The 23,185-nt window shown below is 73.1% G+C and carries 19 protein-coding genes; 10 read left to right on the top strand and 9 right to left on the bottom strand.

The genetic code is table 11. From position 1 onward, the window contains the following. Positions 1–67 precede the first annotated feature (67 nt). Positions 68–463: a hypothetical protein gene (locus tag ACGFIQ_RS22960; RefSeq protein WP_393246688.1), complete on the bottom strand. Its 396-nt coding sequence runs from the start codon at positions 461–463 to the stop codon at positions 68–70. On the opposite strand from ACGFIQ_RS22960, the gene ACGFIQ_RS22955 reads away from it, so the two are divergent. From ACGFIQ_RS22955 to ACGFIQ_RS22945, 3 genes are all read left to right on the top strand, one after another. Further along, complete coding sequence (locus ACGFIQ_RS22955; protein ID WP_393246983.1) at positions 441–3,971, top strand: ATP-binding protein; 3,531 nt, start codon at positions 441–443, stop codon at positions 3,969–3,971. The two genes, ACGFIQ_RS22960 and ACGFIQ_RS22955, sit on opposite strands and share 23 nt — an antisense overlap. A 287-nt stretch (positions 3,972–4,258) precedes the next feature. Next, a complete protein-coding gene (locus ACGFIQ_RS22950; protein ID WP_393246686.1) occupies positions 4,259–5,110 on the top strand; it encodes a DUF308 domain-containing protein in 852 nt (283 codons plus the stop codon). Positions 5,111–5,264: 154 nt separating this feature from the next. Next, a complete protein-coding gene (locus tag ACGFIQ_RS22945; RefSeq protein ID WP_393246981.1) occupies positions 5,265–6,788 on the top strand; it encodes a trehalose-6-phosphate synthase in 1,524 nt (507 codons plus the stop codon). A gap of 76 nt (positions 6,789–6,864) precedes the next feature. Here the strand turns inward: ACGFIQ_RS22945 and ACGFIQ_RS22940 are convergent, their stop codons facing one another. The 6 genes from ACGFIQ_RS22940 to ACGFIQ_RS22915 form a co-directional block, all read right to left on the bottom strand. Continuing rightward, positions 6,865–7,659 carry an alpha/beta hydrolase gene (locus ACGFIQ_RS22940; RefSeq protein ID WP_393246979.1) on the bottom strand — a complete coding sequence of 265 codons (795 nt, stop codon included), beginning with the start codon at positions 7,657–7,659 and terminating at the stop codon, positions 6,865–6,867. Positions 7,660–7,738: 79 nt separating this feature from the next. Then, positions 7,739–9,148, bottom strand: coding sequence for a flavin-containing monooxygenase (locus ACGFIQ_RS22935; RefSeq protein ID WP_393246684.1), 1,410 nt, complete (start codon positions 9,146–9,148; stop codon positions 7,739–7,741). A gap of 115 nt (positions 9,149–9,263) precedes the next feature. Then, positions 9,264–9,956, bottom strand: a complete 693-nt coding sequence (locus tag ACGFIQ_RS22930; protein WP_393246682.1) for an endonuclease/exonuclease/phosphatase family protein — start codon at positions 9,954–9,956, stop codon at positions 9,264–9,266. Between the two features lie 11 nt (positions 9,957–9,967). After that, entirely contained in the window at positions 9,968–10,915 is a 948-nt protein-coding gene (locus ACGFIQ_RS22925; protein ID WP_393246680.1) for an ROK family glucokinase, read from the bottom strand. 71 nt (positions 10,916–10,986) lie between these two features. Beyond that, the gene (locus ACGFIQ_RS22920) at positions 10,987–11,691 is read right to left on the bottom strand and encodes a hypothetical protein (protein WP_393246678.1); all 705 of its coding nucleotides are present in this window, start codon (positions 11,689–11,691) and stop codon (positions 10,987–10,989) included. A gap of 31 nt (positions 11,692–11,722) precedes the next feature. Continuing rightward, the gene (locus ACGFIQ_RS22915) at positions 11,723–12,178 is read right to left on the bottom strand and encodes an SRPBCC family protein (protein WP_393246676.1); all 456 of its coding nucleotides are present in this window, start codon (positions 12,176–12,178) and stop codon (positions 11,723–11,725) included. 119 nt (positions 12,179–12,297) lie between these two features. Between ACGFIQ_RS22915 and ACGFIQ_RS22910 the strand changes: the two genes are divergently transcribed. From ACGFIQ_RS22910 to ACGFIQ_RS22880, 7 genes are all read left to right on the top strand, one after another. Next, the gene (locus tag ACGFIQ_RS22910; RefSeq protein ID WP_393246674.1) at positions 12,298–14,112 is read left to right on the top strand and encodes an AMP-dependent synthetase/ligase; all 1,815 of its coding nucleotides are present in this window, start codon (positions 12,298–12,300) and stop codon (positions 14,110–14,112) included. A gap of 14 nt (positions 14,113–14,126) precedes the next feature. Further along, complete coding sequence (locus ACGFIQ_RS22905; RefSeq protein WP_393246672.1) at positions 14,127–15,815, top strand: GAF domain-containing sensor histidine kinase; 1,689 nt, start codon at positions 14,127–14,129, stop codon at positions 15,813–15,815. 7 nt (positions 15,816–15,822) lie between these two features. Then, entirely contained in the window at positions 15,823–16,491 is a 669-nt protein-coding gene (locus tag ACGFIQ_RS22900) for a response regulator transcription factor (RefSeq protein WP_030337723.1), read from the top strand. Between the two features lie 188 nt (positions 16,492–16,679). After that, positions 16,680–17,489: an SAM-dependent methyltransferase gene (locus tag ACGFIQ_RS22895; RefSeq protein WP_393246670.1), complete on the top strand. Its 810-nt coding sequence runs from the start codon at positions 16,680–16,682 to the stop codon at positions 17,487–17,489. A 79-nt stretch (positions 17,490–17,568) separates the two neighbouring features. Beyond that, positions 17,569–19,227 (top strand): putative bifunctional diguanylate cyclase/phosphodiesterase, encoded by a 1,659-nt coding sequence (locus ACGFIQ_RS22890; protein WP_393246977.1) that lies wholly within the window; start codon positions 17,569–17,571, stop codon positions 19,225–19,227. Positions 19,228–19,467: 240 nt separating this feature from the next. Then, on the top strand, positions 19,468–20,103 hold the full coding sequence (locus ACGFIQ_RS22885; protein ID WP_393246668.1) for a TetR/AcrR family transcriptional regulator: 636 nt from the start codon (positions 19,468–19,470) through the stop codon (positions 20,101–20,103). Continuing rightward, positions 20,073–20,735 (top strand): lysophospholipid acyltransferase family protein, encoded by a 663-nt coding sequence (locus ACGFIQ_RS22880; protein ID WP_393246666.1) that lies wholly within the window; start codon positions 20,073–20,075, stop codon positions 20,733–20,735. The genes ACGFIQ_RS22885 and ACGFIQ_RS22880 overlap by 31 nt, the downstream gene beginning before the upstream one ends. Positions 20,736–20,742: 7 nt before the next feature. On the opposite strand, the gene ACGFIQ_RS22875 is transcribed toward ACGFIQ_RS22880, so the two are convergent. Continuing rightward, positions 20,743–21,867 carry a glycosyltransferase family 4 protein gene (locus tag ACGFIQ_RS22875; protein WP_393246664.1) on the bottom strand — a complete coding sequence of 375 codons (1,125 nt, stop codon included), beginning with the start codon at positions 21,865–21,867 and terminating at the stop codon, positions 20,743–20,745. Next, positions 21,864–23,123, bottom strand: coding sequence for a M48 family metallopeptidase (locus ACGFIQ_RS22870; protein ID WP_393246662.1), 1,260 nt, complete (start codon positions 23,121–23,123; stop codon positions 21,864–21,866). The genes ACGFIQ_RS22875 and ACGFIQ_RS22870 overlap by 4 nt, the downstream gene beginning before the upstream one ends. Between the last annotated feature and the right edge of the window lie 62 nt (positions 23,124–23,185).

Here is a 23,185-nt window from a genome sequence, read left to right as displayed (position 1 = left end):
GCCAGCCCGGTGCCCACACATGGCTGTGGCCGGCAGACCCGTGGGTCCGCCGGCCACACCCGGTCGATCAGTTGTCCGTGTCGTCGGCCGGCGGCGCGCCCGGCCCCGGCCCGATCTTCTTCGGGTCGGTCGGCTTGTCAGCCGTGGACGTGCTCGACGACGTGGTCGTGGTCTTTCCCGACCCGCCCCCCTGGCCTTCCGGCTCTTCCACCATGCCCTGCTCCTCCAGCTCGGCGAGAGTGACCGCATCGACGTCTATCGTGTCGCCCGGTGCCCATCGCATACCACCCGGATCGGTCCACGAGGCGGACAGTCGCACCTGCACGGCACTCTCCCTGACATGAAACTTCCTGGTAAGGAACACTAACTCCGACCGATCGATGGCGTCGCCCGCCCACACGTCGGGTTCCCGACTGGCCGGGTGGACGCGATACTGACCCATCTCGCCCACGGAGCTGAACATCGACCTCAGGTGTGGACACTGCGCCCGCGCGGCCGGGCCGGACGACCGTTTCTGCGGCGGGTGTGGCCAGCCGCTCGCGGTCACCTGCGCGCACTGCGGGCACGCCAACAACACCGAGGTCAACTTCTGCACCGGCTGTGGTCAGCCCCTGCGGGACCACGTCGTAGTGGTACAGGAGGACCGCCGTCAGGTCAGCGTGCTCTTCGTCGACATCGTCGACTTCACCAGCTACGCGGAACGGACCGACCCGGAGCAGGCCCACGGTCTGCAACAGACCTACTTCGCGACCGTGCGACGGATCGTGCACCAGTACGGCGGGGTCGTCGAGAAGTACATCGGCGACGCGGCGATGGCGCTCTTCGGCGCACCGGTGGCCACCGACAACGACGCGCTGCGGTGCGTGCGCGCCGGGTTGGAGCTGCAACGCAGCCTGGCCCACCAGCCCAACGGTCCACAGCCGCCGCTCGGCTTCCGGGTCGGCATCGCGACCGGCGAGGCCCTGGTCGACCTCTCCGCCACCCGCGACGGCGGGCAGGCCTTCGTCACCGGGGACGTGGTCAACACGGCGTCCCGGTTGCAGGCGTTCGCCCCGGCGGGCGGCGTCGTCGTCGACGAGAGCACCTGGTCGGCCACCCGGCACGAGATGGAGTACGCCGACCAGCCGCCGGTCACCCTGCGCGGCCGGTCCGCGGTGAGCCGGATCTGGTTGGCCGTGCAGGTCCGGCCGGACCGGGACCTGCGCACGGCCGAGCTGACGCCGATGGTGGACCGGGAGCACGAGCGCGGCCTGCTGATCAACGCGCTACACCGGACGGTGACCGAGCGGACCTCCCAGTTGGTGACGGTGTTCGGCTCGGCCGGTGTGGGCAAGAGCCGGCTGCTCCGCGAGCTCGAACGGCACGCCGGCCGGTTGCCCGGCCCGCCGGTCACCTGGCTGGTCGGGCAGTGCCCGCCGTTCGGCGAGAACGTCACCTGGGCCGCGCTGGCGGACATCGTGAAGAGCTGGGTGGGCGTACCGGAGGTCGACGACCCGGCCGCCCTGCGGGAGCGGCTGCGGGCCCGGCTGGGGCAGCTCACCGATCCCCACGCGACCCGGCTGGCCGAGGCACTCGGCCCGCTGATCGGCGTGCCCGGCGAACGACTCACCCCGGGCGAGACCGAGGCCTCCTGGCGGCGTTTCCTGATCGCGCTGGCCGCCACCGGGCCGACCGTGTTGGCCTTCGAGGACATGCACTGGGCGGACCAGGCGATGCTGGCCTTCGTCGAGCAGTTGGGCGCGACGGCGCGCGGCGTACCGCTGCTGGTCGTCGCGACCGCCCGCCCGGAGCTGCGGGAACGGCACCCGGCCTGGACCGCCACGATCAGCGGCGCGATGTCCATCTCGGTGCCGCCGATGCACGACACCGACATCGACACGCTGTACTCGCTGCTGCTCGGGCAGTCCACGCTGCCCACTGCCGCGCGCACCCCGCTCATCGAGTTCGCCGACGGCAATCCGCTCTACGCCCAGGAATACGCCCGGATGCTGCTCGACGGCGGGCTGCTCGACGCGGCGCGCCCGGCCTCCCGCCTCGACCCCGACGGTGGCGCGGAGATGCCGCGTACGGTGCAGGCGGTCATCGCCAACCGGCTCGACCTGCTGGACCCGGCGGACCGGGCGGTACTCCAGGCCGCCGCGGTGGTCGGCGTGCAGTTCTGGGCCGCGCCGGTGGCCACGGCGCTGGGGCGGCCGGTGGAGTGGGTGGAGCGCGCGCTGGACCGGCTACAACGGCGCGACCTGGTGTACGAGCAGGGCACGTCGACGATGCCCGGCCAGTCCGAGTACCGGTTCCGGCACATCCTGGTGCGGGACGTCTGCTACCAGCGGTTACCGCGGGCCGAGCGGGTGCTGCGGCACCAGCGCACCGCCGACTGGATGGCGCAGCTCGCCGACGGCCGACAGCACGACCTGGCCGAGGTGCTGGCCAACCACCGCTGGGCGGCGCACGAGATCGCCCGGACCGTCGGGCTGGACACCGCCCCCTACGCCCCGCCCGCGCGGGCCGCGCTGCACCGGGCGGCCCGCCGGGCGTACGAGCTGCACGCGTTGGACACCGCGGCGGCGCTGGTCGGGCGGGCGCTGACCCTGGACGTCGGTCCGGACCCGGCGCTGGAGTTGTTCGACGCGGAGCTGGCGTTCTACCGCGACGGCGACGCGTTCCTGGTGGCCGGCGGCACCGACACACTCACCCGGCTGACCGAGCGGCTCGCCGCCGCGGGCGACCGGACGGGTGCGGCGCGGGCGTGGACGCTGCTCGCCACCGCCGCGTGGAGCCGGGCCGACCGCGCCGCGACCCTGCACTGCCTGGACCAGGCGATCGGCATCTACAGCGAACTACCGGACAGCCAGGAGAAGGCCAGCGCCCTGCTGGAGTTGGCCCGCGTGCACATGCTGAACGCCGAGACCGACCCGGCGTGCGCGGCCGCCCGCGCCGCGGCGACCCTCGCCGAGCGGCTCCAGCTGCGCGAGGTGCAGGCCAACGCGCGCATCACCCTGGCTGTCGCGCGGTACCTGGCCGGTTCCGCCTCGGCGTACCCGGAACTGGTCGAGGTGACCGAGCACTGCCGGGTGGAGCGGCTGACCAGTCGACGTCGGGCGGTGCAGAACCTGGCCTGGGCGTTGCAGGAGGAGGGCGACCTGGCCGGCTCGGCCCGCCTGGTGGACGAGCAGCTCACCCTCGACCTGGGCGGTGAGCACAGCCTGGCGACCAGCTTCGCCGACCAGTGGGCGCGGGCGTACTACGCGGGTGACTGGACGGCCGCGCTGGCGATGGCGGCCGAGTCGACCCGCCGGCCGACCGCGGAGTGGGACCTGCACATCGTGGCGGTCTCCGGCTGGATGCGCGGGCTGGCCGGCGCGGGGCCGGACGCGCTGACGGGACCTGACGCGCTGACGGGGCCGGCCGGCACCGCGCAGCCGGGCGGCACGGGTGGGGATCTGGTCGAGCAGGCGCTGGTCGCGGCGCGGCGCACCGGATTCCACCGGGTGCTGCGCTCCACCCTGGCGCACGCCGCGCTCTGCCGGGCCGTGCAGGGTCGCCGGGACGAGGCGATGGCGCTGCTGACCGAGCTGGACGAGGACTGGCGGCGGACCCGGATGATCCCGTTCGCCGAGTGGGTGCCGGCCGTGGGGCACGTCGCCGGGGTGCTCGGCGCGGACGCCGCCCGGCTGGTCCGGGAGATGCTCGACCGGGCGCCCCGGACGACCCCGTGGGCTCGCGCCGCCGGTCAGGTCGCCGACGCCACGCTGGCCCGGCACGCCGGCGACGCGGCCGGCGCCGCGCGCCTGCTGAGGTCGGCGGCGGCCAGCTACGCCCGGATGGCCGACGTGACCGACGAGATCATCACGACGGCGCTGGCGATCGGCCCGCTGACCGAGACCGACCCGTCCGCCGCCGCGACGACCCGCGCCCGCCTGCACGACTTCGCCACCCGCCACCACGCACCCACCCTGCTGCGCCTGCCCTGACACCAGCGCCCGCGCCCCGGCCGTGCTCCACCGGCAGTACGGCAAGCGACCAAGTGACCAAGCGGCCAAGCGGCGGTACGGCCAAGCGGCCAAGCTCACCGAGATGGCGCTGGTCGCGCAAGAACGGACAAAGAACCCCGGTCGCGACCTGCGGCGGCAGCCGTGACTTTGGAAGACGCGACACAACGCACTCCCGGAACCATGCCCTGACGTGTCACGATTCAGAGCACGGCGTGCGGACGGGCGTCGAGGGTCGCGCCGCGAGGCGCGTTAAGGGGGATGTCCGGGTGTCAGCGGGTGGTGCCCGCCGGGGACGGCGGGACAACGGGCTCGACGCGAACGAGTACGCCGTCGTCGGCGACGTCGATCCGCGCGTCGGCGAGCACCTGCTCGACGTGCTGGCCGCCGGCGGGATCGCCGCCTACCTGCAGCCCTCCGCCGACCTCAACCCGGTCACCCGCACCACCACCGTTCCGGCCCGGCCGGTCGACCGGCTCTACGTCGACCGCTCGCACCTGAGCACCGCACGGGACTATCTGACCCAGCTCGCCGACGAGACCACCCCCGAGCAGCCGCCCGCCCGCGACGAACCGGACATCGACGCCGAGTGGGCACGGATCGTGGCCGGCTTCCACACCTCCTCCACGGTTGGCGAGCACCCGTGGCCGGCCTCGGAGGACGTGGACGACCGCGACGCCCGGGACGAGCCGAGCACCGGCCCGCTGGCCCGCTCGGGGACCGACGAGCCCGGTCCCACCGCCACCGACACCCGCCGGCTCCCGTCCGCCACCGACTTCTCCGGGATCTCGGTCGGGCGCGACACCCGCGCGGACGAGCCGTCCCTGCTCGACGGGCTGGACACCTTCGGGGCCGATCTGCCCGACGACGAGGACGACGAGGGCTACCACCCGCCCCCACCGCCGCCGTTTCCCCGGGTCAGCAAGTACGCGGTGGTCGGTGTGCTCGGCGTGGTCGTCGGGTTCGTGCTCTTCCTCTTCCCGTGGTTGATCCCGGTGGACCGCTCGGCGGTCACCCTGTTCGGGTTCACCGGCATCCTGGCCGGCTTCGTCACGCTGATCTGGCGACTGCGCCCCGGCGACGAGGACGAGGACGACCCGGACAACGGCGCCGTCGTCTAGGGCCCGCATCCCGGGACGCCGCCGACCCGCCGTGCGCGTAACAGTGGTGTAACTTACTGTCAGTAGGAATACCGCTGTACGTCACTTCCCCCGCTGACTGACCGGTTTTCCCTTGCTCGTGGCGGTCAGTCCTCTGCTGATCGGAATGCGCGAGATGCGACAGAGTTCCCTCGTGGTGGTCGCCAACCGCCTCCCCATCGACGACAGCCAGGCCCCCGACGGGGCCTGCGAGTGGCGGCGCAGCCCCGGTGGGCTGGTCAGCGCGCTGCACCCGCTCCTGCGGCACACCCCGGCGACCTGGGTCGGCTGGGCCGGCGGCACCGGGCCCGCCCCCGCCCTACCGGACGTGGACGGCGTCCGCATGCACACCGTCCCGCTCAGCCCCGAAGACCTGCGCGACCACTACGAGGGGTTCGCCAACGCCACCCTCTGGCCGCTCTACCACGACGCCGTCGAACAGCCGCAGCATCACCGTCGGTGGTGGGAGGCGTACCAGCGGGTCAACCAACGCTTCGCCGAGGCGACCGCCGCGGTGACCGAGCAGGGCGGCGTGGTCTGGGTGCAGGACTACCACCTGCAACTGGTCCCCGCTCTGCTGCGCGCACTCCGTCCGGACCTGCGCATCGGGTTCTTCCTGCACGTGCCGTTCCCGCCGCCGGAGCTCTTCATGCAACTGCCGCGCCGGGCCGAGTTGCTGCGCGGGATGCTCGGCGCCGACCTGGTCGGCTTCCAACGGGTGCAGGCGGCACACAACTTCGCCCAACTGGTGACGAGGGTGCTGGACCTGCCGGCCACCGACCGGCGGATCGGCATCGACGACCGGGTCGTGCGCATCGGCGCGTTCCCGGTCTCCATCGACACCGCCGAGATGGGCGCGCTCGCCGCCCGCCCGGACGTGGCCACCCGGGCCCGCCGACTCCGCCAGGACCTCGGCGATCCCCGGCAGGTCATCCTCAGCGTGGACCGGATGGACTACACCAAGGGCATCGAACATCGCCTCAAGGCGTACAGCGAACTGCTCGCCAGCGGCGACGTCAAGGTCCGCGACACGGTGTTGGTGCAGGTCGCGATGCCGAGCCGCGAGCGCGTCGGCCAATACCAGATCCTGCGTGAGCGCATCGAGCGCGAGGTGGGCCGGATCAACGGCGAGTTCGGCCGGGTCGGCGAACCGGCGATCCACTACCTCACCCAGCCCTTCGACCGGGCCGAGTTGGCCGCGCTCTACCGGGTCGCCGACGTGATGGCGGTGACCCCACTGCGCGACGGGATGAACCTCGTCGCCAAGGAGTACGTGGCCGCCCGGGTGGACGACACGGGTGCCCTGCTGCTCAGCGAGTTCGCCGGCACCGCCGCCGAGCTGTCCCAGGCGTACCTGGTCAACCCGCACGACCTGGAAGGGCTCAAGCAGGGCCTCTGCGCCGCGCTGCGGGCCAGCCCGGCCGACACCACCCAGCGGATGCGGGCCATGCGCGCCCACCTGGAGGAGCACGACATCCGGGCCTGGGCCCGCTCCTACCTGCGCGCACTGGACGAGCGCGGCGCCCTGGCCAGCCGCCTGACCAGCGCCGATGGCAGTCCCGACGACACCCAACCCGGCGACGCTCGCCCCGACGGCGGCGCCCGGGTGCCGCAACCCACCACCCCGACCACCGCGGCCACCCGCCAGACGGCCGGCTGACCGCCCACCCGGCGGCTGAGCACTGACCGCCCGCGCCGGCCACAGCCGGCGACCCCGACCTGGGCGCGCCCGGTGCTCAGTGCGCCGCGGGCTCCTTCTCCAGCCAGTCCAGGATCGCGTCGATCGGCTCCGCCCAGCGCGCGTCCAGCATCAGGTCGTGGCCCATCCCGGGAAAGAGCAGCGGAGCCGAACCGAAGCGGCGGGCCACCCGGGTCAACGTCGACGCCGGCACCACCCGGTCGTCCGGGCTGCCCAACACCAGCACCGGCGGGGCGCCGACCGCCGGCTCGGCCGCCGGCTCACCCAGCAGCGCCCACTGTGCCCGCCGACCCGCCCGGCCGAGCCGCCCGACATACCGCCGGGCCTCCTCGTCGGGCAACTCACGGCTGAACAACTGCCCACTGTTGAGCCGCAACGGCCCACCGAACACCGCCGGCACCGTGCCCGCCGGATTGCGGCGCAACGCCGCGCCCAGCACTCCCCAGCCACCGAACACCGGCGCCACCAGCACCGCGCTGCGCGCCGGGTAGCGGGCCAACGCGTGCGCCACCACCAGAGCCCCCGCACCGTGCCCCACCAGCACCGCCTGGCGCGGCAGGCCCGCCGCCACCTGGACCACATCGTGCGCGTACGCCCGCAGCGTCGCCTCCGGCGCCGGCTCGCTGGCGCCGTGCCCGCGCAGGCTCATCGCGTACGCCGGGAACCCCCGCGACGCCGCATGACCCAACCAGTGCTCGGCGAACGCCCACGCGCCGTGCCCGAACCCGGGGACGAACAGCAACGGCGGTCGCCCCTCCTCCACCTCGGGAAGGACGCTGAGCACCTCCCGCCGGGCCGGCCGGACCGGACGTGACCACTCCCGGCTCCGCATGATCCGCAACTCACCGCTCGCGCTCACCGTGCCAACCCTTCGTTCGCGACTGCGGGGCTCGCAAGCTCACTCCTCGCGCTCACTTGCTGCCCTCCAGGTCGTGCAGGGCGCGCTGGACGGCGCGCAGGTAGTCGGCGTGACCGACCTCGAACCAGTGCCGGCTGCTCTCCTTGACCGGCCCGGAGTATCGCTCCCCGGCCCGCTCCCGGACCCGCCGTGCGAACGCCATGGCCCGTTCCGGCCGGTCCCGGCGTGCCTGCAGCAGCCGCGCGAAGAGCACCGTCTGCCAGTGCGACAGGGCGAACAACCCGGAGTCCGGCTGCAACAGGCCGGCGACGGCGAGGGTCGGATGACCCGGCGTGAACGCGTTGAGCCACAGCGTGGGCCGACCCGCCCCGGCGCTGTCGGCGAACACCGACGCGTCGAGGAACTCGAAGCGCGGCAGGTAGCCGGTGGCGAAGATGACCACCTCGGGGTCGATCTCCCGGCCGTCGGCCAACTCCACCGCGTACGGGCGGAACCGGGCGACGTCGGGCACCGGGCCGATCCCACCGTGACCCACGTAGTAGACGAGCTGGCTGTTCGCGATCGGGTGCGTCTCGTACACCCGGTGGTCGGGCCTGGGCAGGCCGAAGCGAGTCAGGTCACCGACTGTCAACCGCATCGTCCAGTGGTAGAGCCACTGCCGCACGCGCAGCGGCACGCGCAGCGCCAACAGGGCGTCGTTCACCTGGTCGGCGGGGCGGCCGAGCACGAACTTCGGCACGTACCAGTAACCGCGCCGGGTGGAGTGCCAGCACCGCGACGCCTGCTGGGCGGCCTCGACGGCGATGTCGCAACCGGTGTTGCCGGCACCGACCACCAACACCCGCTTGCCGCGCAACTGCGCCGGGTCCTTGTAGGACGAGGCGTGCATGATCTCGCCGCGGAACTCCTCCAGGCCCTCGTAGCGGGGCAGCTTCGGCGACCAGTTGTGCCCGTTGGCGATCACCACGGCGGCGTACCGGGAGGTGCGCTCCGGGCCGTACCCGCCGGTGGAGCGGGTGGTCACGTCCCACCGGTCGTCCTCGGCGGGCTCGACCCGGACCACCTCGGTGCCGAACCAGATGTGCGAGCGCAGGTCGAAGTGGTCGGCGTACCGCTCGAAGTACGACAGCAGTTGACTGTGGTGCGGGTAGTCCGGCCAGGAGTCCGGCATCGGAAAGTCGGGGAACTGGGTGAACGGCTTCGACGAGATCAGGTGGGTGCTGGCGTACACCGGGCTGCGGTCGTGCCGCCAGTTCCAGGCGCCGCCGACGCCGGTCTCCCGTTCGTAGCAGTCGACACCGAACCCGTGCTCGCGCAGGTTCTTGATGGCCGTCAGACCGCTGGCCCCGGCCCCGATGACGCAGACCGTGTCACCCCGGTCGGAGACCGGACGATCGTCGCCGCCGCGCGCGGACGGGGTCGCCTCCGGGTCGGGCCGGCCGTGGTCGGTGGAGGTGGACACCGGGACATCTCCTTTTGGTACGGCAGGCGTGCCGGTCGCCGCGAAATCCTCTCCACAACGGAGCCGGATGTCCAGTCCTGAGACGGACGCGTCGACGCTCGGGCCGGGGTCGGGGTCAGTCGGCGGCGGGCAGCAGCAGGTCGACCAGGACCGGGAAGTGGTCGCTGGCCCGTCGGGTCTGCGGGGTGTCCACCACGTCGTAGTCGACAACTGTGATCCGCGGGTCGACGAAGAGCGCGTCGATGCGCCGGCGCGGGTCGACGCAGGAGTAGGTGAGCCGGTCCGCCCGGTCGGCCGCCACCGCGGTGTCGGTCAACCCGCGCGACACGGTCGCCCACGCCGGCCCGTCCGGGCCCTCGTTGAGGTCCGCCCCGGCCACCACCGGGCTGGTCGCCGCGTCCAGCCCGCGCTTGAACTCGGCGGCCTGCGCGGGGCGCTCGGTCGGGTCGGTGGACAGGTGCGAGCCGGCGAGGGTGACCTGGGCGTCGCCGACCCGGCAGTCGGCGTACGCGGCGCCGCGCAGGTGTCGGCCGGGGGTCAGCGGGAAACGGTGGCAGCGGGTGCCCCGCACCTGGACCCGCAGGCTGGTCACCAGCAGGTTGCCCAGCGCGGGCAGCCCGCCGGCGGCCACCACCAGGCCGAACGACTCGGCCAACGTGGCGGACTTCTGCCGCCACCGGAACCGGCGCGGCCCCTCCTGCACGATCACCACGTCCGGCCGCGCGGCCCGGACCACCGCCGCCAGCGCGGCGGTGTCGTCGCGCTGGCCGTGGATGTTGTACGACACCACGCGCAGCGGCACGCCCATCGCGGACCGCCTCAGATCCGGCGGGCCAGGTCGGCGGCGCCGATCACCCCGGCGCTGTTGCCCAGCTGGGCCGGGAGCACCTCGGCCACCGGCAGGCGACCACGTTGGGCGAGCGCGTCGAGGTACGAGCGGCGGGTCGGACCGAGCAGCAGGTCCCCGGCGTCGATCACACCGCCGCCGACCACCAGGGTCTGCGGGTCGAGGATCTGCGCCATGTCGGCGAGGCTCGTGCCCAGCCAGCGACCGATCTGCGCGAACGCCTCGGCGGAGACGGGGTCACCGCCCTGCGCGGCGGCGGTCACCATGTGGCCGGTGATCGCCTCGGCCTCGCCGCCGGCCAATTCCAGCAGTGCGGCGGCCCGGTCGGGCTCCTGTCGGGCGCCGGCTCGGGCGAAGCGCACCAGGGCACTGCCGCTGGCGTACTGCTCGATGCAGCCGAGCCGGCCGCAGCCGCACTGGTGCCCGTCCGGCACGGCCAGCATGTGGCCAAGCTCCGCGGCGATGCCGTGCGCACCCCGCATCAGCTCCCCGCCGAGGACGATGCCGCCGCCCACGCCGGTGCCGATGGTGAACATGATCATGGAGTCGTCGGCGTCGCGGGCCGCGCCGTAGCGGAACTCGGCCCAGGCGGCCACGTTGCCGTCGTTCTCCACGATCACGGGGAGGCCGACGGCCGTGCTGACGTACTCGCGCAGCGGTTCGTCCCGCCAGGCCAGGTTGGGAGCGAAGAGCACTGTCGAGCGGCTGGCGTCGATCCAGCCGGCCGCGCCGATGCCGACGGCCTCGATCGTCCGCCCGGCCGTCAACTCGCCGACCAGCTCGATGATGACGTCGCGGGTCTTGCCGACGTCATCGGCGGGAGTGTCCCGTCGGCTCTGCACGAGGACCGTGCCGGTGTCGTCCACGACACCGCCAGCCACCTTCGTGCCACCGACGTCGACTCCGATGGTCAGCGTCACCGCTGCCGCTCCCCTCTGCTGTCCGACCCGGGTGCCGGCGGCCTGCCGGTCCGGGTCGGGATGTCCCGCGCTCAGGCGCCGTCGCCCGGTGCCTGCGCACCGGTGTCGTCCGGCACCCGCGAGGCGGGCACCGCGGGACGAGTGGTCGGTGCCGGTACGGTCGCCGGCCCGGCGTCGTCGACGGGCGGTGCGGCGGCCGGGGCGAGTGGGTCCGCCGTCCGGGTGGCGACCGACCAGACATCCCGCTCCGGCGCCGGCTGAGAATCATGCCCGGTACGGGTGGCATCGCGCCACACGTGGTTGTCGCCGGCGGCGGTGGACGGGTCGTCGGGGGCCGGCTCCGGGAGCACGTCGTCGGTGCTCGCCGCGGGTGCCGACGGTGGCGCGGAGGTCGGCGCGGAGGTCGGCCACGACGTGCTCGTCGTGGGCGGCTCCGCCGGGGAGAACGCGCGGAGCAGGCTGGCCACGCCCGCCGCGAGGTCACCGGCGCCGGTCGCGAGGCGTTCGGCGAATTCCGGACTCGGATCACGCAACGCGGCGATGCCCCGACAGACCGGGCAGACGCAGCATTCGGCCGATCCGGTGGCGAAAGCACCGCCGGTGCCGGGCCGACCCTTCGGGTCAGTAGTGTGACCGAGGACACCGGACAATACCGCACCCAGCGAGCCGAACGCCCCGCTCGCCGAGCCGGCGGAGGCCAGTCGCGCCCCCGCGAGCAGGGTGGCGACCAGCCGCTCCGCCTCTTCCCGGGCCGAACCCGGATCCGTTCCGCCCACCCTCGGCTCCTCTACCGTGCCACCAGACCCGTCACTGCGCCGCACCGGCTGCTTCTACCCGGCGCTTGAGCTGCTTCAACGCGGTATCCATGATCATCTTCTCGGCTTTGCGCCGAAACATTCCGAGCATCCCCACCGACAGGTCGACCTCCAGCGTGTAGGTCACCGTCGTACTGCCGTCCGGGTTACCCACCAAGTCGTACGAGCCACGCTGGGACTTCTGCATCTTCGAGGGAGCGACCAGGTGCCACTCGATCCGGGACAGGTCCTCGGCGTAGGAGTAGGCGAGCACGTACTCGTCGGCCATCACCCCGGCGTCGATGGTGAACCGCACCTGGCTGGCGTAGCCGTCCTCGTACTCCTCGACGACCTCGGCGCGGCGCACCGCCTCGGTCCACTCCGGGTAGCGCGCGAAGTCGCAGATGACCGCCGTCACCCGATCCGGTGCGGCGCCGATGATGATCGACTGGGTGGAGGAGTCCGCCATGGGGGGAGGCTACCCGCCTCCTGCCTGTCCCACCCGAACTGCCCGCCGGGTAGGTTTCGACACAGCCGTCGCCGCAGGGCGGTGGCCGGCCCGGCCAGTGCGAGCACGAAGGAGTGCAGGTGCGCGAGTTCTCCGTCCCGCCGATCGTCACCGTTGGCGACGCGGCCAACCTCACCGATCCGGTCTGGGACAACGCCGAGGTCGCGCCCGACGCCGTCCAGTTCGCCCGCCCCGTCCCCGGCCCCGAGGGCACCGTCACCGCCTGGACCGACGTGACCTGCCTACAGTTCCGCGACGAGGTGGCCGCGGTGGCCCGGGGGCTGATCGCGGCCGGCATCCAACCGGGTGCCCGGGTCGGGCTGATGAGCCGCACCCGGTACGAGTGGACGCTGCTGGACTACGCCATCTGGACCATCGGCGCGGTCACCGTGCCGATCTACGAGACGTCCAGCGCCGAACAGGCCGCGTGGATCATCGAGGACTCCGACACGGTCGCCGTCGTGGTGGAGACCGGCGCGCACGCCGCCCTGATCGCCGACGTCCGACACCGGCTGCCCGAGCTGGCCCAGGTCTGGCAGATCGACCTCGGCGGGGTCGACGAGCTGGTCCAGGCCGGTGCCACTGTCGAGCTGGCCGAGGTCGACCGGCGGCGCAAGGCGGTCCGCGCCGACGACCTGGCCACGATCATCTACACCAGCGGGACCACCGGCCGGCCCAAGGGTTGCGTGCTCACCCACCGCAACATGTACGCCGACATCGCCAACGCGGTGCCGGTGCTGCCCAACCTGTTCAACGCCGGCGCGTCCACCCTGCTCTTCCTCCCGCTGGCGCACGCCTTCGCCCGGCTGATCCAGATCGGCGTCGTGCAGGCGCGGGCCACCATGGCGCACTGCGCCGACACCAAGAACCTGGTCGCCGAGCTGCAGGCGTTCCGGCCGACCTTCGTGCTCTCCGTACCCCGGGTGTTCGAGAAGGTCTACAACGCGGCGAAGCAGAAGGCCGAGGCCGACGGCAAGGGCGGCATCTTCGCCCGCGCCGAGCAGGTCGCCATCGCGTACAGCGAGGCTCTGGAAACCCCCGGCGGGCCGGGCCTGGCGCTGCGCGCCCAGCACATGGTCTTCGACCGGCTGGTCTACGGCAAGCTGCGGGCCGCGCTCGGCGGGCGATGCCGCGACGCCATCTCCGGCGGCGCACCGCTCGGCGCGCGGCTCGGTCACTTCTTCCGGGGCGTCGGCGTGACGGTCCTGGAGGGCTACGGCCTGACCGAGACCTCGCCCGCCGCCGCCGCGAACCTGCCGACCGGCGCCCGGATCGGCACCGTCGGCCGCCCGCTGCCCGGCGTGACCGTGCGGATCGAGGACGACGGCGAGATCCTGATCTCCGGCGAGCTGGTCTTCCAGGGTTACTGGCGCAACGAGACGGCGACCGCCGAGTCGCTCAGCACCGACGGGTGGTTCCGCACCGGCGACCTGGGGCAGCTCGACTCCGACGGCTACCTGAGCATCACCGGGCGCAAGAAGGAGCTGATCGTCACCGCCAGCGGCAAGAACGTCGCCCCGGCCGTGCTGGAGGACCTGGTCCGGGCACACCCGTTGATCAGCCAGTGTGTCGTCGTCGGGGACGCGAAGCCGTTCATCGCGGCGCTGGTCACCGTCGACGAGGAGGCACTGCCGGCCTGGTTGGAGGGTGCCGGGATGCCCGCCGACACCCCGGTCGAGCAACTGCGGGAGCACGAGGCCCTGCGCAGGGAGATCCAGGCCGCGATCGACACCGCGAACCAGGCCGTCTCCAAGGCCGAGGCGATCAAGATGTTCCGGGTCCTGCCGCACGACTTCACCGAGGCGACCGGCGAGCTGACCCCGTCGCTCAAGGTGAAGCGCCAGGTCGTCCACAAGACGTACGCGGCGGAAATCGCCGAGATCTACCGAGGCTGACTACCATCCGTCACGTGCCCGCATCCACGACCACCGCACCGCACCCGCATCCCCTCGCCGCGGCCGCCCGCCTGGTGATGCTGGCGCTGATCGCCATCCTGACCCTCTTCGCCACCCGCGACGTCACCCAACTGTGGTGGATCGCGCTGCTGGCGGTGGCCGGGCTCCCGTCCCTGCTGGCACCGCAGCACCCGCTGATCGCGCCGCTGAGCCGGGTGGCCGAGGTGGTGGTGCTGGGCCTGGCCGCGAGCCAGGTGGCCGCGGTGGCGTCGATCGGCACGGTCGACGGGCTCGGCGCGTCGGCGGTGCTGCCCTACCTGGCGGTCCCGGTGACCGTCACCGCGCTGCGCCGCCGCTTCCGCGAAGGTGCCGCCCTGCTCTCGGTCAGCGCCGCCACCCTGCTGGTCAGCGGTGCGCTGACCGAGGTCGACGGAGGGGTCCAGCTCGGCCAGCCGGGTTACCTCGCGGTCTGCGCGCAGTGGCTGATCCTGGCGGTGCTGGGCCTCTACGCCGCCGGCACCCTGCACCGGGTGCTGGTGGTCCGCGGTGAGGGCAAACCCCAGCCGTACGCCGAGGCGACCCGACTGCTGACCCAACTACGGACCGTGGCGCGCCAGTTGCCCGGCGCCACCCTGGACCCGGGCGGCATCTCCGAGCACCTGCTGGAGGAGTTGCGCACGGTGGCCCAGGCGGACCGGGGGGCGGTGCTGTCGGCCAGCGGCGGCGGTCGGCTCGTGGTGCTCGCCCAGGCCGGCGTCGACCGGGTGGACTGGGAGACGACGCTGGACGCGGACTCGGCGATCGCCGACGCCTGGGCCAGCCAGCAGGCCACCACGGCCGCCCGGTCGCAGTCGCGCTCGCACCGGGGCCCGGACGTGTCCGCGCTCATCGTTCCGCTGGTCGCCGGGGTGCGCACGGTGGGGCTGGTGGTGCTGGAGGCGGATGCCGCGCACGCGTACCCACCGCCGGTGGTGTCCCGGGTGACCGCGCTGACCCGCCCGGCCGCGTTGCGACTGGAGGCGGCGCTGCTCTTCGACGAGGTGCGCTCGCTGGCCACCAACGAGGAGCGGCAGCGGCTGGCCCGGGAGATCCACGACGGGGTGGCACAGGAGCTGGTGATGGTCGGCTACGGCATCGACAACGCCATGGCCACCGTCTTCGACGACGCCGACGAGACCGCCGAGGCCCTGCGTACGCTGCGCGGCGAGGTGACCCGGGTGATCCAGGAGCTGCGGCTGAGCCTCTTCGAGCTGCGCAGCGAGGTGGACCGGCAGGGCGGGCTGGCCGCGGCGATCGCCGAGTACGCGCGCACCGTGGGCGCCTCCGGTGGGCTGCGGGTGCACCTCTCGCTCGACGAGTCCACCGCCCGGCTGCCGGCCGCCACCGAGGCCGAGTTGCTGCGCATCGCGCAGGAGGCGGTGACCAACGCGCGCAAGCACGCCGGAGCCTCGAATCTGTGGGTCACGTGCGAGGTCGACCCCCCGTACGCGCAAATAGAAGTGTCGGATGACGGTCAGGGGATGGCTGACCAGCGCCCCGACGGACGGTACGGTCTTGCGATCATGGCCGAGAGGGCGGAACGTATCCGGGGCCGGTTGGAGATCAGGCCGCGGCAACCCAGCGGCACGACCGTGGCCGTGGTTGTTGGCACCTCGTCCCGCCGAGATAACGTGCGCGACAGCGCAGCACCAGAAGGGGAGTAACCCGAGGATGACCACAAGTCCGATACCGGCCACCCGCACCAAGGTCCTCCTTGTTGACGATCATGACCTGATTCGTAAGGGCCTGCGCCACGCCTTCGAGCGCGACCGTCAGTTCGAGGTCGTCGGTGAGGCCGCCACCGCGGCGGAGGGGGTGCGCCAGGCCGGCGCCCTGCAGCCGGACGTGGTGATCATGGATCTGCGGCTGCCCGACGGCAGTGGCCTGGAGGCGACCCGCGCGCTGCGCAAGTCCAGTGCGTCGATGGGCATCGTGGTGCTGACCATGTATGCCGGCGACGACCAACTCTTCGGCGCCCTGGAGGCCGGTGCGAGTGCCTTCGTGCCGAAGACCGCCCCGGCCGACGAGGTGGTGGCCGCCGCGCGGCACGCCGCCTCCTCCCCCAGCGCGTTCACCGCCGCCGACCTGGCCGAGGCGATGAAGCGCCGGCTCGCGCCGTCCGGCCCGCAGCTGTCTCCCCGGGAGGGGCAGGTGCTGCGGCTGCTCGCCGACGGGATGAGCGTGGCGGGCATCGCCAAGCAGCTGTTCGTCAGCGAGTCCACGGCGAAGACGCACATCTCCAAGCTCTACGAGAAGCTCGGTGCGGCCAACCGGGCCCAGGCGCTGATGACCGCCCTGCGGCTCGGCCTGCTCGAGGCACCGGACGCGCCGAAGTTCTGATCTGCCTCCCGCTCCGGTGGCGGGAAAGCACGACCGACGGTCCGCGCCAGCTTCGGCCAGCGCGGACCGTCGCGCATCGACCGACGTCGGCGGACAACCTCCCGCGCGCTATGGTCTGGCGTGCGTGGCGGGTGCACAATACCCGCGCGGGCGACGACGCCCGCGACGCGGACTCAAGGGGTGAACGCATGCAGCGGCCAGACTGGGCACCCGACACCATCGACATCGAGCGCCCGAGTGTCGCGCGGATGTACGACTACTACCTCGGTGGCTCGCACAACTTCGCCGCGGACCGCGCCACGGCGCAGGCGATGGTCGCGGCGGTGCCGGAGGCGCCGCTGATGGCCCAGGCCAACCGGGCGTTCCTGCGCCGGGCCGTGCACCATCTCTCCGAGGCCGGGATCCGGCAGTTCCTGGACATCGGCTCGGGCATCCCGACCGTCGGCAACGTGCACGAGATCGCCCAGCAGCTCGATCCGCAGTCGCGGGTGGTCTATGTGGACGTCGACCCGGTGGCGGTGGCGCACAGCCGGGAGATCCTCGCCGGCAACGACCGGGCGGTGGTGGTGCAGGAGGACCTGCGGCGTCCGGAGGCGATCCTGGCCCACCCGGAGGTCCGCAAGCTGCTCGACCTGAGCCAACCGGTGGCCGTGATGGTCGTGGCCGTCCTGCACTTCGTCTCGGACGACGACCGGCCGGCCGAGCTGCTGCGGACGCTGCGCGACGCCCTGGCCCCCGGCAGCTACCTGGTGCTGTCGCAGGCCAGCGACGACGGGCGCAGCGACGACGAACGCGCCGAGGCGGAGCGGGTCTACCGGCGCACCGACAACCCCCTGTGGATACGCAGTCGGGCCGAGTTGACCGCGCTCTTCGACGGGTTCGAGCTGCTCGACCCGGGCGTGGTGTGGGTGCCCCAGTGGCGACCGGACACCCCGGAGAGCGCGGAGGACGCCGAACGTGCGGTCTTCATGGGCGGCGTCGGGCGACTCGGTGGCTGAGTCGCCCGAGGCCGCCTCCCGCCCGGGCACGTTCGCCCGGGCGTGGGCGAAGGCGGTCTCCGGCACCAGCTACCTTCCGATGACCCAGGCCCAGTTGGAGACCCTGCTCGACCGGCTCACCGGCCAACTGGCCGGCGCGTTGCTCACGGAGCCGTTCGACCTGCGAGCCGGGCACCGGGTCGGTGCCGAGTTGGTCGCCGCGCACATCGCCTCCGCGGAGGGGCTGGGTCGTACCGTGGAGGTCATCCAGCTTCGGTTCGTGCGTGACCTCGGGTTGGTGGCCGAGGACGTCGAGGATCGGCTGGCCCGGCTGCTGGCGGCCGTGACGACCGGCTACGCCCGCGCGCTGCGCGACCGCACTCTCGACGAGCAGGAGTCGATCCGCCGGGCCGCGATGAGGGCCCGGACGCAGGCCGAGCGGGCGCTGCGCGCCAGCGAGGCCCGGTTCCGGCACCAGGCCACCCACGATCCGCTCACCGGCCTGCCCAACCGGACGCTGTTCACCGAGCGGCTCACCTCTGCGCTCAACGAGCCCGGCCGGGGTGCCCGGCGGGTCGGCGTGTTCTTCCTCGACCTGGACCGCTTCAAGGTCGTCAACGACACCCTGGGGCACCAGGTCGGCGACCAACTGCTGGTCACGGTCGCCGAACGACTGTGCAAGGCCATGGGTGAGCACCTGGTGGCCCGCCTCGGCGGGGACGAGTTCGTGATCCTGGTGGAGAGCAGCGCCGGCACCGACGACATGGCGGCGTTGGCCGAGACCGCGCTGGCCGCGGTCCGGACACCGGCGCTCGTCGACGGGCACGACCTGCAGATCTCGGCGAGCATCGGCATCGTCGAGCGCCCGGTGGCCGGAGCCAACCCCAGTGACCTGATGCGGGCCGCGGACAGCACCCTGCACTGGGCGAAGTCCGCCGGCGGCGCGCGCTGGGCGCTCTACGACGCCGAGCGCAACCAACGCGAGCTGGCCCGGTACGCGCTCTCCGCGGCCATTCCGGCCGCGTTGGAGCGGGGCGAGTTCTACCTCGACTACCAGCCGCTGACCTCACTTCGCGACGGCAGCCTGGTCGGCGTCGAGGCGCTGGTCCGCTGGCGCCACCCGGAGTTGGGGGTGCTGCGTCCGGACAGCTTCATCGGGTTGGCCGAGGAGACCGGCCTGATCGTCCAACTCGGCGGGTGGGTGTTGGCCGAGGCGTGTCGCGAGGCGGAGGCCTGGTCGGCCGGCAACGCCGCCGCACCCTTCGTCAGCGTCAACCTGGCGGTACGGCAGGTGCACCGGCCCGGTCTGGTGCAGGAGGTTCGCTCGCTGCTGCGGCAGACCGGCCTGCCGCCGGAGCGGCTCCAACTGGAGATCACCGAGAGCACGATGATGAGCACCGCCGAGGAGCCGGTACGCGCCCTGCGGGTGCTGGCCGACCTCGGGGTCCGAATCGCCATCGACGACTTCGGCACCGGCTACAGCAACCTGGCGTACCTGCGGGACCTGCCGGTGACCGAGCTGAAGGTCGCCGGGGAGTTCGTGGCCGGCCTCCGGTCGCCGTCGGTCGGCCGCACCGACGAACGGATCCTCGCCTCGCTGGTCTCGCTGGCACACGCGTTGGACCTGACGGTCACCGCCGAGGGCGTGGAGACCGCCGGGCAGGCCGAACGGCTACGGGCGATCGGCTGCGACGCCGGCCAGGGCTGGCACTTCGGGCGCCCGGCCCCCGCCGACCGGATCCTGGCCCGCATCCGCTGAATCTCCCACGCCCGACCACCCACCCCGGCCATCGCCGCTGCCACCTCGTCTGACCGGGCTCGGCATCGTGCGGCCAGGTCGCCGCCGGCGGCGGGCCTGGCTCGGGTCTGTCCGTCGCGCGTGATGCCACACGGGCATCTTGATGACTCACGAGCATCACGCTGATTCCGGCGTCTCCGGCATGCCGCGACACGTCGATCGGCGTAGACAGCGTCTACGCCATCCTGGTAGACAGTTTCCGTGGAGGCGGACGAGACGGGGCTGCGGGCGCGGCTGGTCGCCGTCGGGGTGGACCTGGTGCTGCGGGAGGGCCAGCCGGCGCTGTCCCTGCGGGAGATCGCCCGCCGTGCCGGGGTCTCCCACGGCGCACCGCGCCGCTACTTCCCCACCCACGTCGACCTGCTCTCCGCCATCGCCCGGGAGGGCTTCGCCGACCTCACCGCCCGGGTCGAGCGAACGTTGCACGACGTCGACGCGGACCCGCGTACCCGATTGACCGCACTGGCCCGGACGTACCTGGACTTCGCGGCGGCCCACCGCGGCATGTTCGAGCTGATGTTCCGCCACGACCTGCTGGACAGCGGCCGGTTGCGGCTGCGTGAGACGAGCCTGCCGCTGTTCACCGTCCTGGCCGACCTGGTGGCGCAGGTGCGTCGGCCCACCGACGCGCCCGCGGCGGTGCTCGCCGGCGCGCTCTGGGCAAACCTGCACGGCATCGCCCAACTCTGGGCCTGGGGCAGCCTGCCACTGGCCACCGGCACCACCGACGACGACACCCTGCTGCGCGCCGCGCTGGAGGCCCACCTCGGCCCGACGCCGGCCGGAGACTCGACCCCGGAGGACCTGTGCCCCTGCTGTACGACGTCGCCAAACTGACAGTCGGCACCGCGATGCGGGTGGGCTGGCGGCCCCACGTGGAAGGGCTGGAGCACCTGCCCCGGCACGGCGGCGCGATCCTCGCCGGCAACCACCTGTCCGTCGCCGACGAATGGTTTCTCGTCACCTCGACGCCCCGCCACGTCACCTTCTGGGCGAAGGTCGAGTATTTCAACGGCGGCGGGCCGAGCGGCTGGCTCAACCGGCGGATCGTCGCCGGCATGGGCGCCATCCCGGTCAACCGCGCCGACGGCCGGGCCGCCCTGCGCGCCCTCGACGCCGCCGTGCCGGTGCTGCGCGCCGGTGGCCTCGTCGCCATCTATCCGGAGGGCACCCGCTCCCCCGACGGGCGGCTCTACCGGGGCCGCGTCGGGATGACCCGGCTGGCCCGCGACGCCGGGGTGCCGATCGTTCCGGTCGGCGTGCTCGGCACCGCCGAGGTGCTGCCGGTCGACGCGCGCATCCCCCGTCGACACCCGGTCACCCTGCGATTCGGCCCGCCGATCCCGGTCGCCGACCGGATCCACGGGCCGCGCGACATCCGGACGATCACCGACGAGGTGATGGCGGAGATCCAGAAGCTCACCGGCCAGGAGTACGTGCCGCACTACGCGCCAGCCCGGGAGAGCTGAACGGCGATCAGCCGGCGAGCAGCGCCGCCATCCGGTCCGCCTGCGCCTCCCAGCGCCACTCCCGCTCCACCCACGCCCGACCGGCGGCGCCCAGCTGACGGGCCAGGTCCCGGTCGGCGAGCAGCCGGGCGACCCGGTCGGCGAGCTGGGCCACGTCCCGCCCGCGTACGACGTAGCCGGTCTCCCCCTCACGGACCGCGTCCGGTGCGCCCCCGGAGTCGCCGGCCACCACCGGCAGGCCGGTCGCGGACGCCTCCAGGTAGACGATGCCGAGCCCCTCCACGTCGAGGCCGCGATTGCGGGTGCGACACGGCATCGCGTAGACGTCGCCGGCCGCGTAGTGCGCCGGCAGCTCGGCCGACGGCACCGAACCGGTGAACACCACGTCCCGCTCCACACCGGTCTGTCGGGCCAGCTTCTCCAGCGTCGCCCGGTACGGTCCGCCGCCCACGATCAGCAGCGCCGCGTCGGGCACCCGGCGGCGGATCTCCGGGAGTGCCCGGATCAGCATGTCCTGACCCTTGCGCGGCACCAGCCGGGACACACAGACCACCACCGGACGGTCGGTCAACCCGAGCCGGGCCCGGACCTGCTCACCGTCGACGGTCGGGTGGTAGGTGTCCACGTCGACCCCCGGCGCGAGGCGGTGCAGCTCGGTCACCCCGTCCAGCACGCGCGCCAACCGGGTGCGCGTGTATTCGCCGAGATAGGTGGTGACGTCCACGCCCCGACCGATGCGCCGCAGTGCCGGCCGGGCAGCCGGCAGCGCCGCCCAACCAACCTCGTGGCCGTGGGTCTGCGCCACCACCCGGCGGACGCCGGCGCGCCGACGCAGACCGGCGGCGAGCAGCCCCAGCGGGGCCGCCGCACCGAACCACACCGTGTCGCAGTCGTACGCGCGCGCCAACCGCGCCGCCCGGCGGGCGATCAACGGGGTGGGCAACAGCACCCGGGTGCGCTCCCGGATCACCTCGAACGGTTGGTCGGCGTCGAACTTCGCGGCCCCGCGCCAGCTCGACGCGTAGACGACCACCGAGCCGGCCGGTTGCCGCACCGCGAGGTTGTGCACGAAGGACTGGATGCCGCCCGGTCGGGGAGGAAAGTCGTTGGTGATCAGCAGCGTGCGGTTCATCGGCCGGCCTTCCGGGCGTACGCGCGGGCGGCGGCCATCCGCTCGACTGTGGACGGATGCGAGGCCGAGTAGAGGTATTCCCAGCGCGGCGGATCGGGGTCGCCCAGGTTGACCGAACCGAGCCGACGCTGCATCGACTCGAAGGTCTCCGGGTCACGGGTCAGCGCGAGCGCGTGCGCGTCGGCCCGGGCCTCCACCCGTCGTGACATCAGCGCCTGCACCGGCGTGGCGACCAGCCCGGCCACCGCCACGAGGGCGACCAGCAACGGAAAGGCGCGTGGTTGGGCGACCGAGTCGACGCCGGCCAGTCGCAGCAGCGGCCCCCACGAGCCGAGCAGGTAGAGCGCCACCACGGCGGCAGCCGCACCCAGCGCCCCGGTCACCGTGCCCACCGCCACGTCGGAGTCCTTCGCGTGGCCCAACTCGTGCGCCACCACGGCTGTCACCTCGCCCGGGGTCGCCTCGCGCAGCAGCGTGTCGTAGACGACCACCCGCCGGGTCGGCCCGAGACCGGAGACGTACGCGTTGACCGCCCTGGTGCGGCGGGAGGCGTCGGCGACGAGCACGTCGCGCACCGGCACCCCGTCGCGGGCGGCCATGCTCATCAGCTCGGTGCGCAGCGGGCCCTGCTCCATCGGGGTGAACTTGTTGAAGACCGGCTCCACCAGCACCGGCAGCACGAACGACAGCAGCACCACCAGCAACGCCGCGCCCGCCGCCCCGAACGCCCACCACCAGCGCGGTGCGAACCGGATCACCGCGTAGAAGCCGACGAGCGCCACCGCGCCGATCACCGCACTGACGGCGTACGACTTGAGCAGGTCGACAGCCCAGCCACTCCAGCCGTTGGTGCTCAGGCCGTAGCGGGTGAGCACGCTCTGGCGCCAGGCGGCGAACGGGAGCGTCACCAGGTCGGCGACGAGCACCACGGCCAGCCCGCCGAGCACCGCCTGCGCGGCCCAGTGCCCCCCGAACGGCCGGCCCACCAACTCGACCAGGCGGCTGCCCAGCGGGGTCAACCCGAGCGCGAGGGCGACCAGCAGCCCCACGGCGAGCGCGGCGTAACCGCCCGGGCGCAGCGCGGCCCGGAACTCCCGCCCCTTGACCACCTGCTCGGCCGGCAGGTCACGCAGCGCGGCGAGCTGGTCGGCGCGCGGGGCCGGCGGCCGGTGCCACGGAATGAACAGCGCGGCGATCACGACGAGCGCGACGGTCAACCCGGCCAGCGTCAGCAGCGCCCAGCCACGCGGGGTCACCGCGTCACCGCCCGTCGTTCCCCGTTCATCGCGCCGCTCCTCCCGCCGTGACCGCTCATCCT

Origin of the sequence: Micromonospora sp. NPDC048898, from assembly GCF_043198035.1 — a bacterium.
GTDB lineage: Bacteria > Actinomycetota > Actinomycetes > Mycobacteriales > Micromonosporaceae > Micromonospora.
This window is presented reverse-complemented; position numbering and strand designations above follow the sequence as displayed.

Bases quoted from the DNA above. Each gene is read 5' to 3' on its own strand.
- ACGFIQ_RS22960 (WP_393246688.1), bottom strand. From the start codon at position 463: ATGTTCAGCTCCGTGGGCGAGATGGGTCAGTATCGCGTCCACCCGGCC.
- ACGFIQ_RS22945 (WP_393246981.1), top strand. From the start codon at position 5,265: ATGCGACAGAGTTCCCTCGTGGTGGTCGCCAACCGCCTCCCCATCGAC.
- ACGFIQ_RS22940 (WP_393246979.1), bottom strand. From the start codon at position 7,659: ATGCGGAGCCGGGAGTGGTCACGTCCGGTCCGGCCGGCCCGGCGGGAG.
- ACGFIQ_RS22930 (WP_393246682.1), bottom strand. From the start codon at position 9,956: ATGGGCGTGCCGCTGCGCGTGGTGTCGTACAACATCCACGGCCAGCGC.
- ACGFIQ_RS22915 (WP_393246676.1), bottom strand. From the start codon at position 12,178: ATGGCGGACTCCTCCACCCAGTCGATCATCATCGGCGCCGCACCGGAT.
- ACGFIQ_RS22900 (WP_030337723.1), top strand. From the start codon at position 15,823: ATGACCACAAGTCCGATACCGGCCACCCGCACCAAGGTCCTCCTTGTT.
- ACGFIQ_RS22895 (WP_393246670.1), top strand. From the start codon at position 16,680: ATGCAGCGGCCAGACTGGGCACCCGACACCATCGACATCGAGCGCCCG.
- ACGFIQ_RS22890 (WP_393246977.1), top strand. From the start codon at position 17,569: ATGACCCAGGCCCAGTTGGAGACCCTGCTCGACCGGCTCACCGGCCAA.
- ACGFIQ_RS22875 (WP_393246664.1), bottom strand. From the start codon at position 21,867: ATGAACCGCACGCTGCTGATCACCAACGACTTTCCTCCCCGACCGGGC.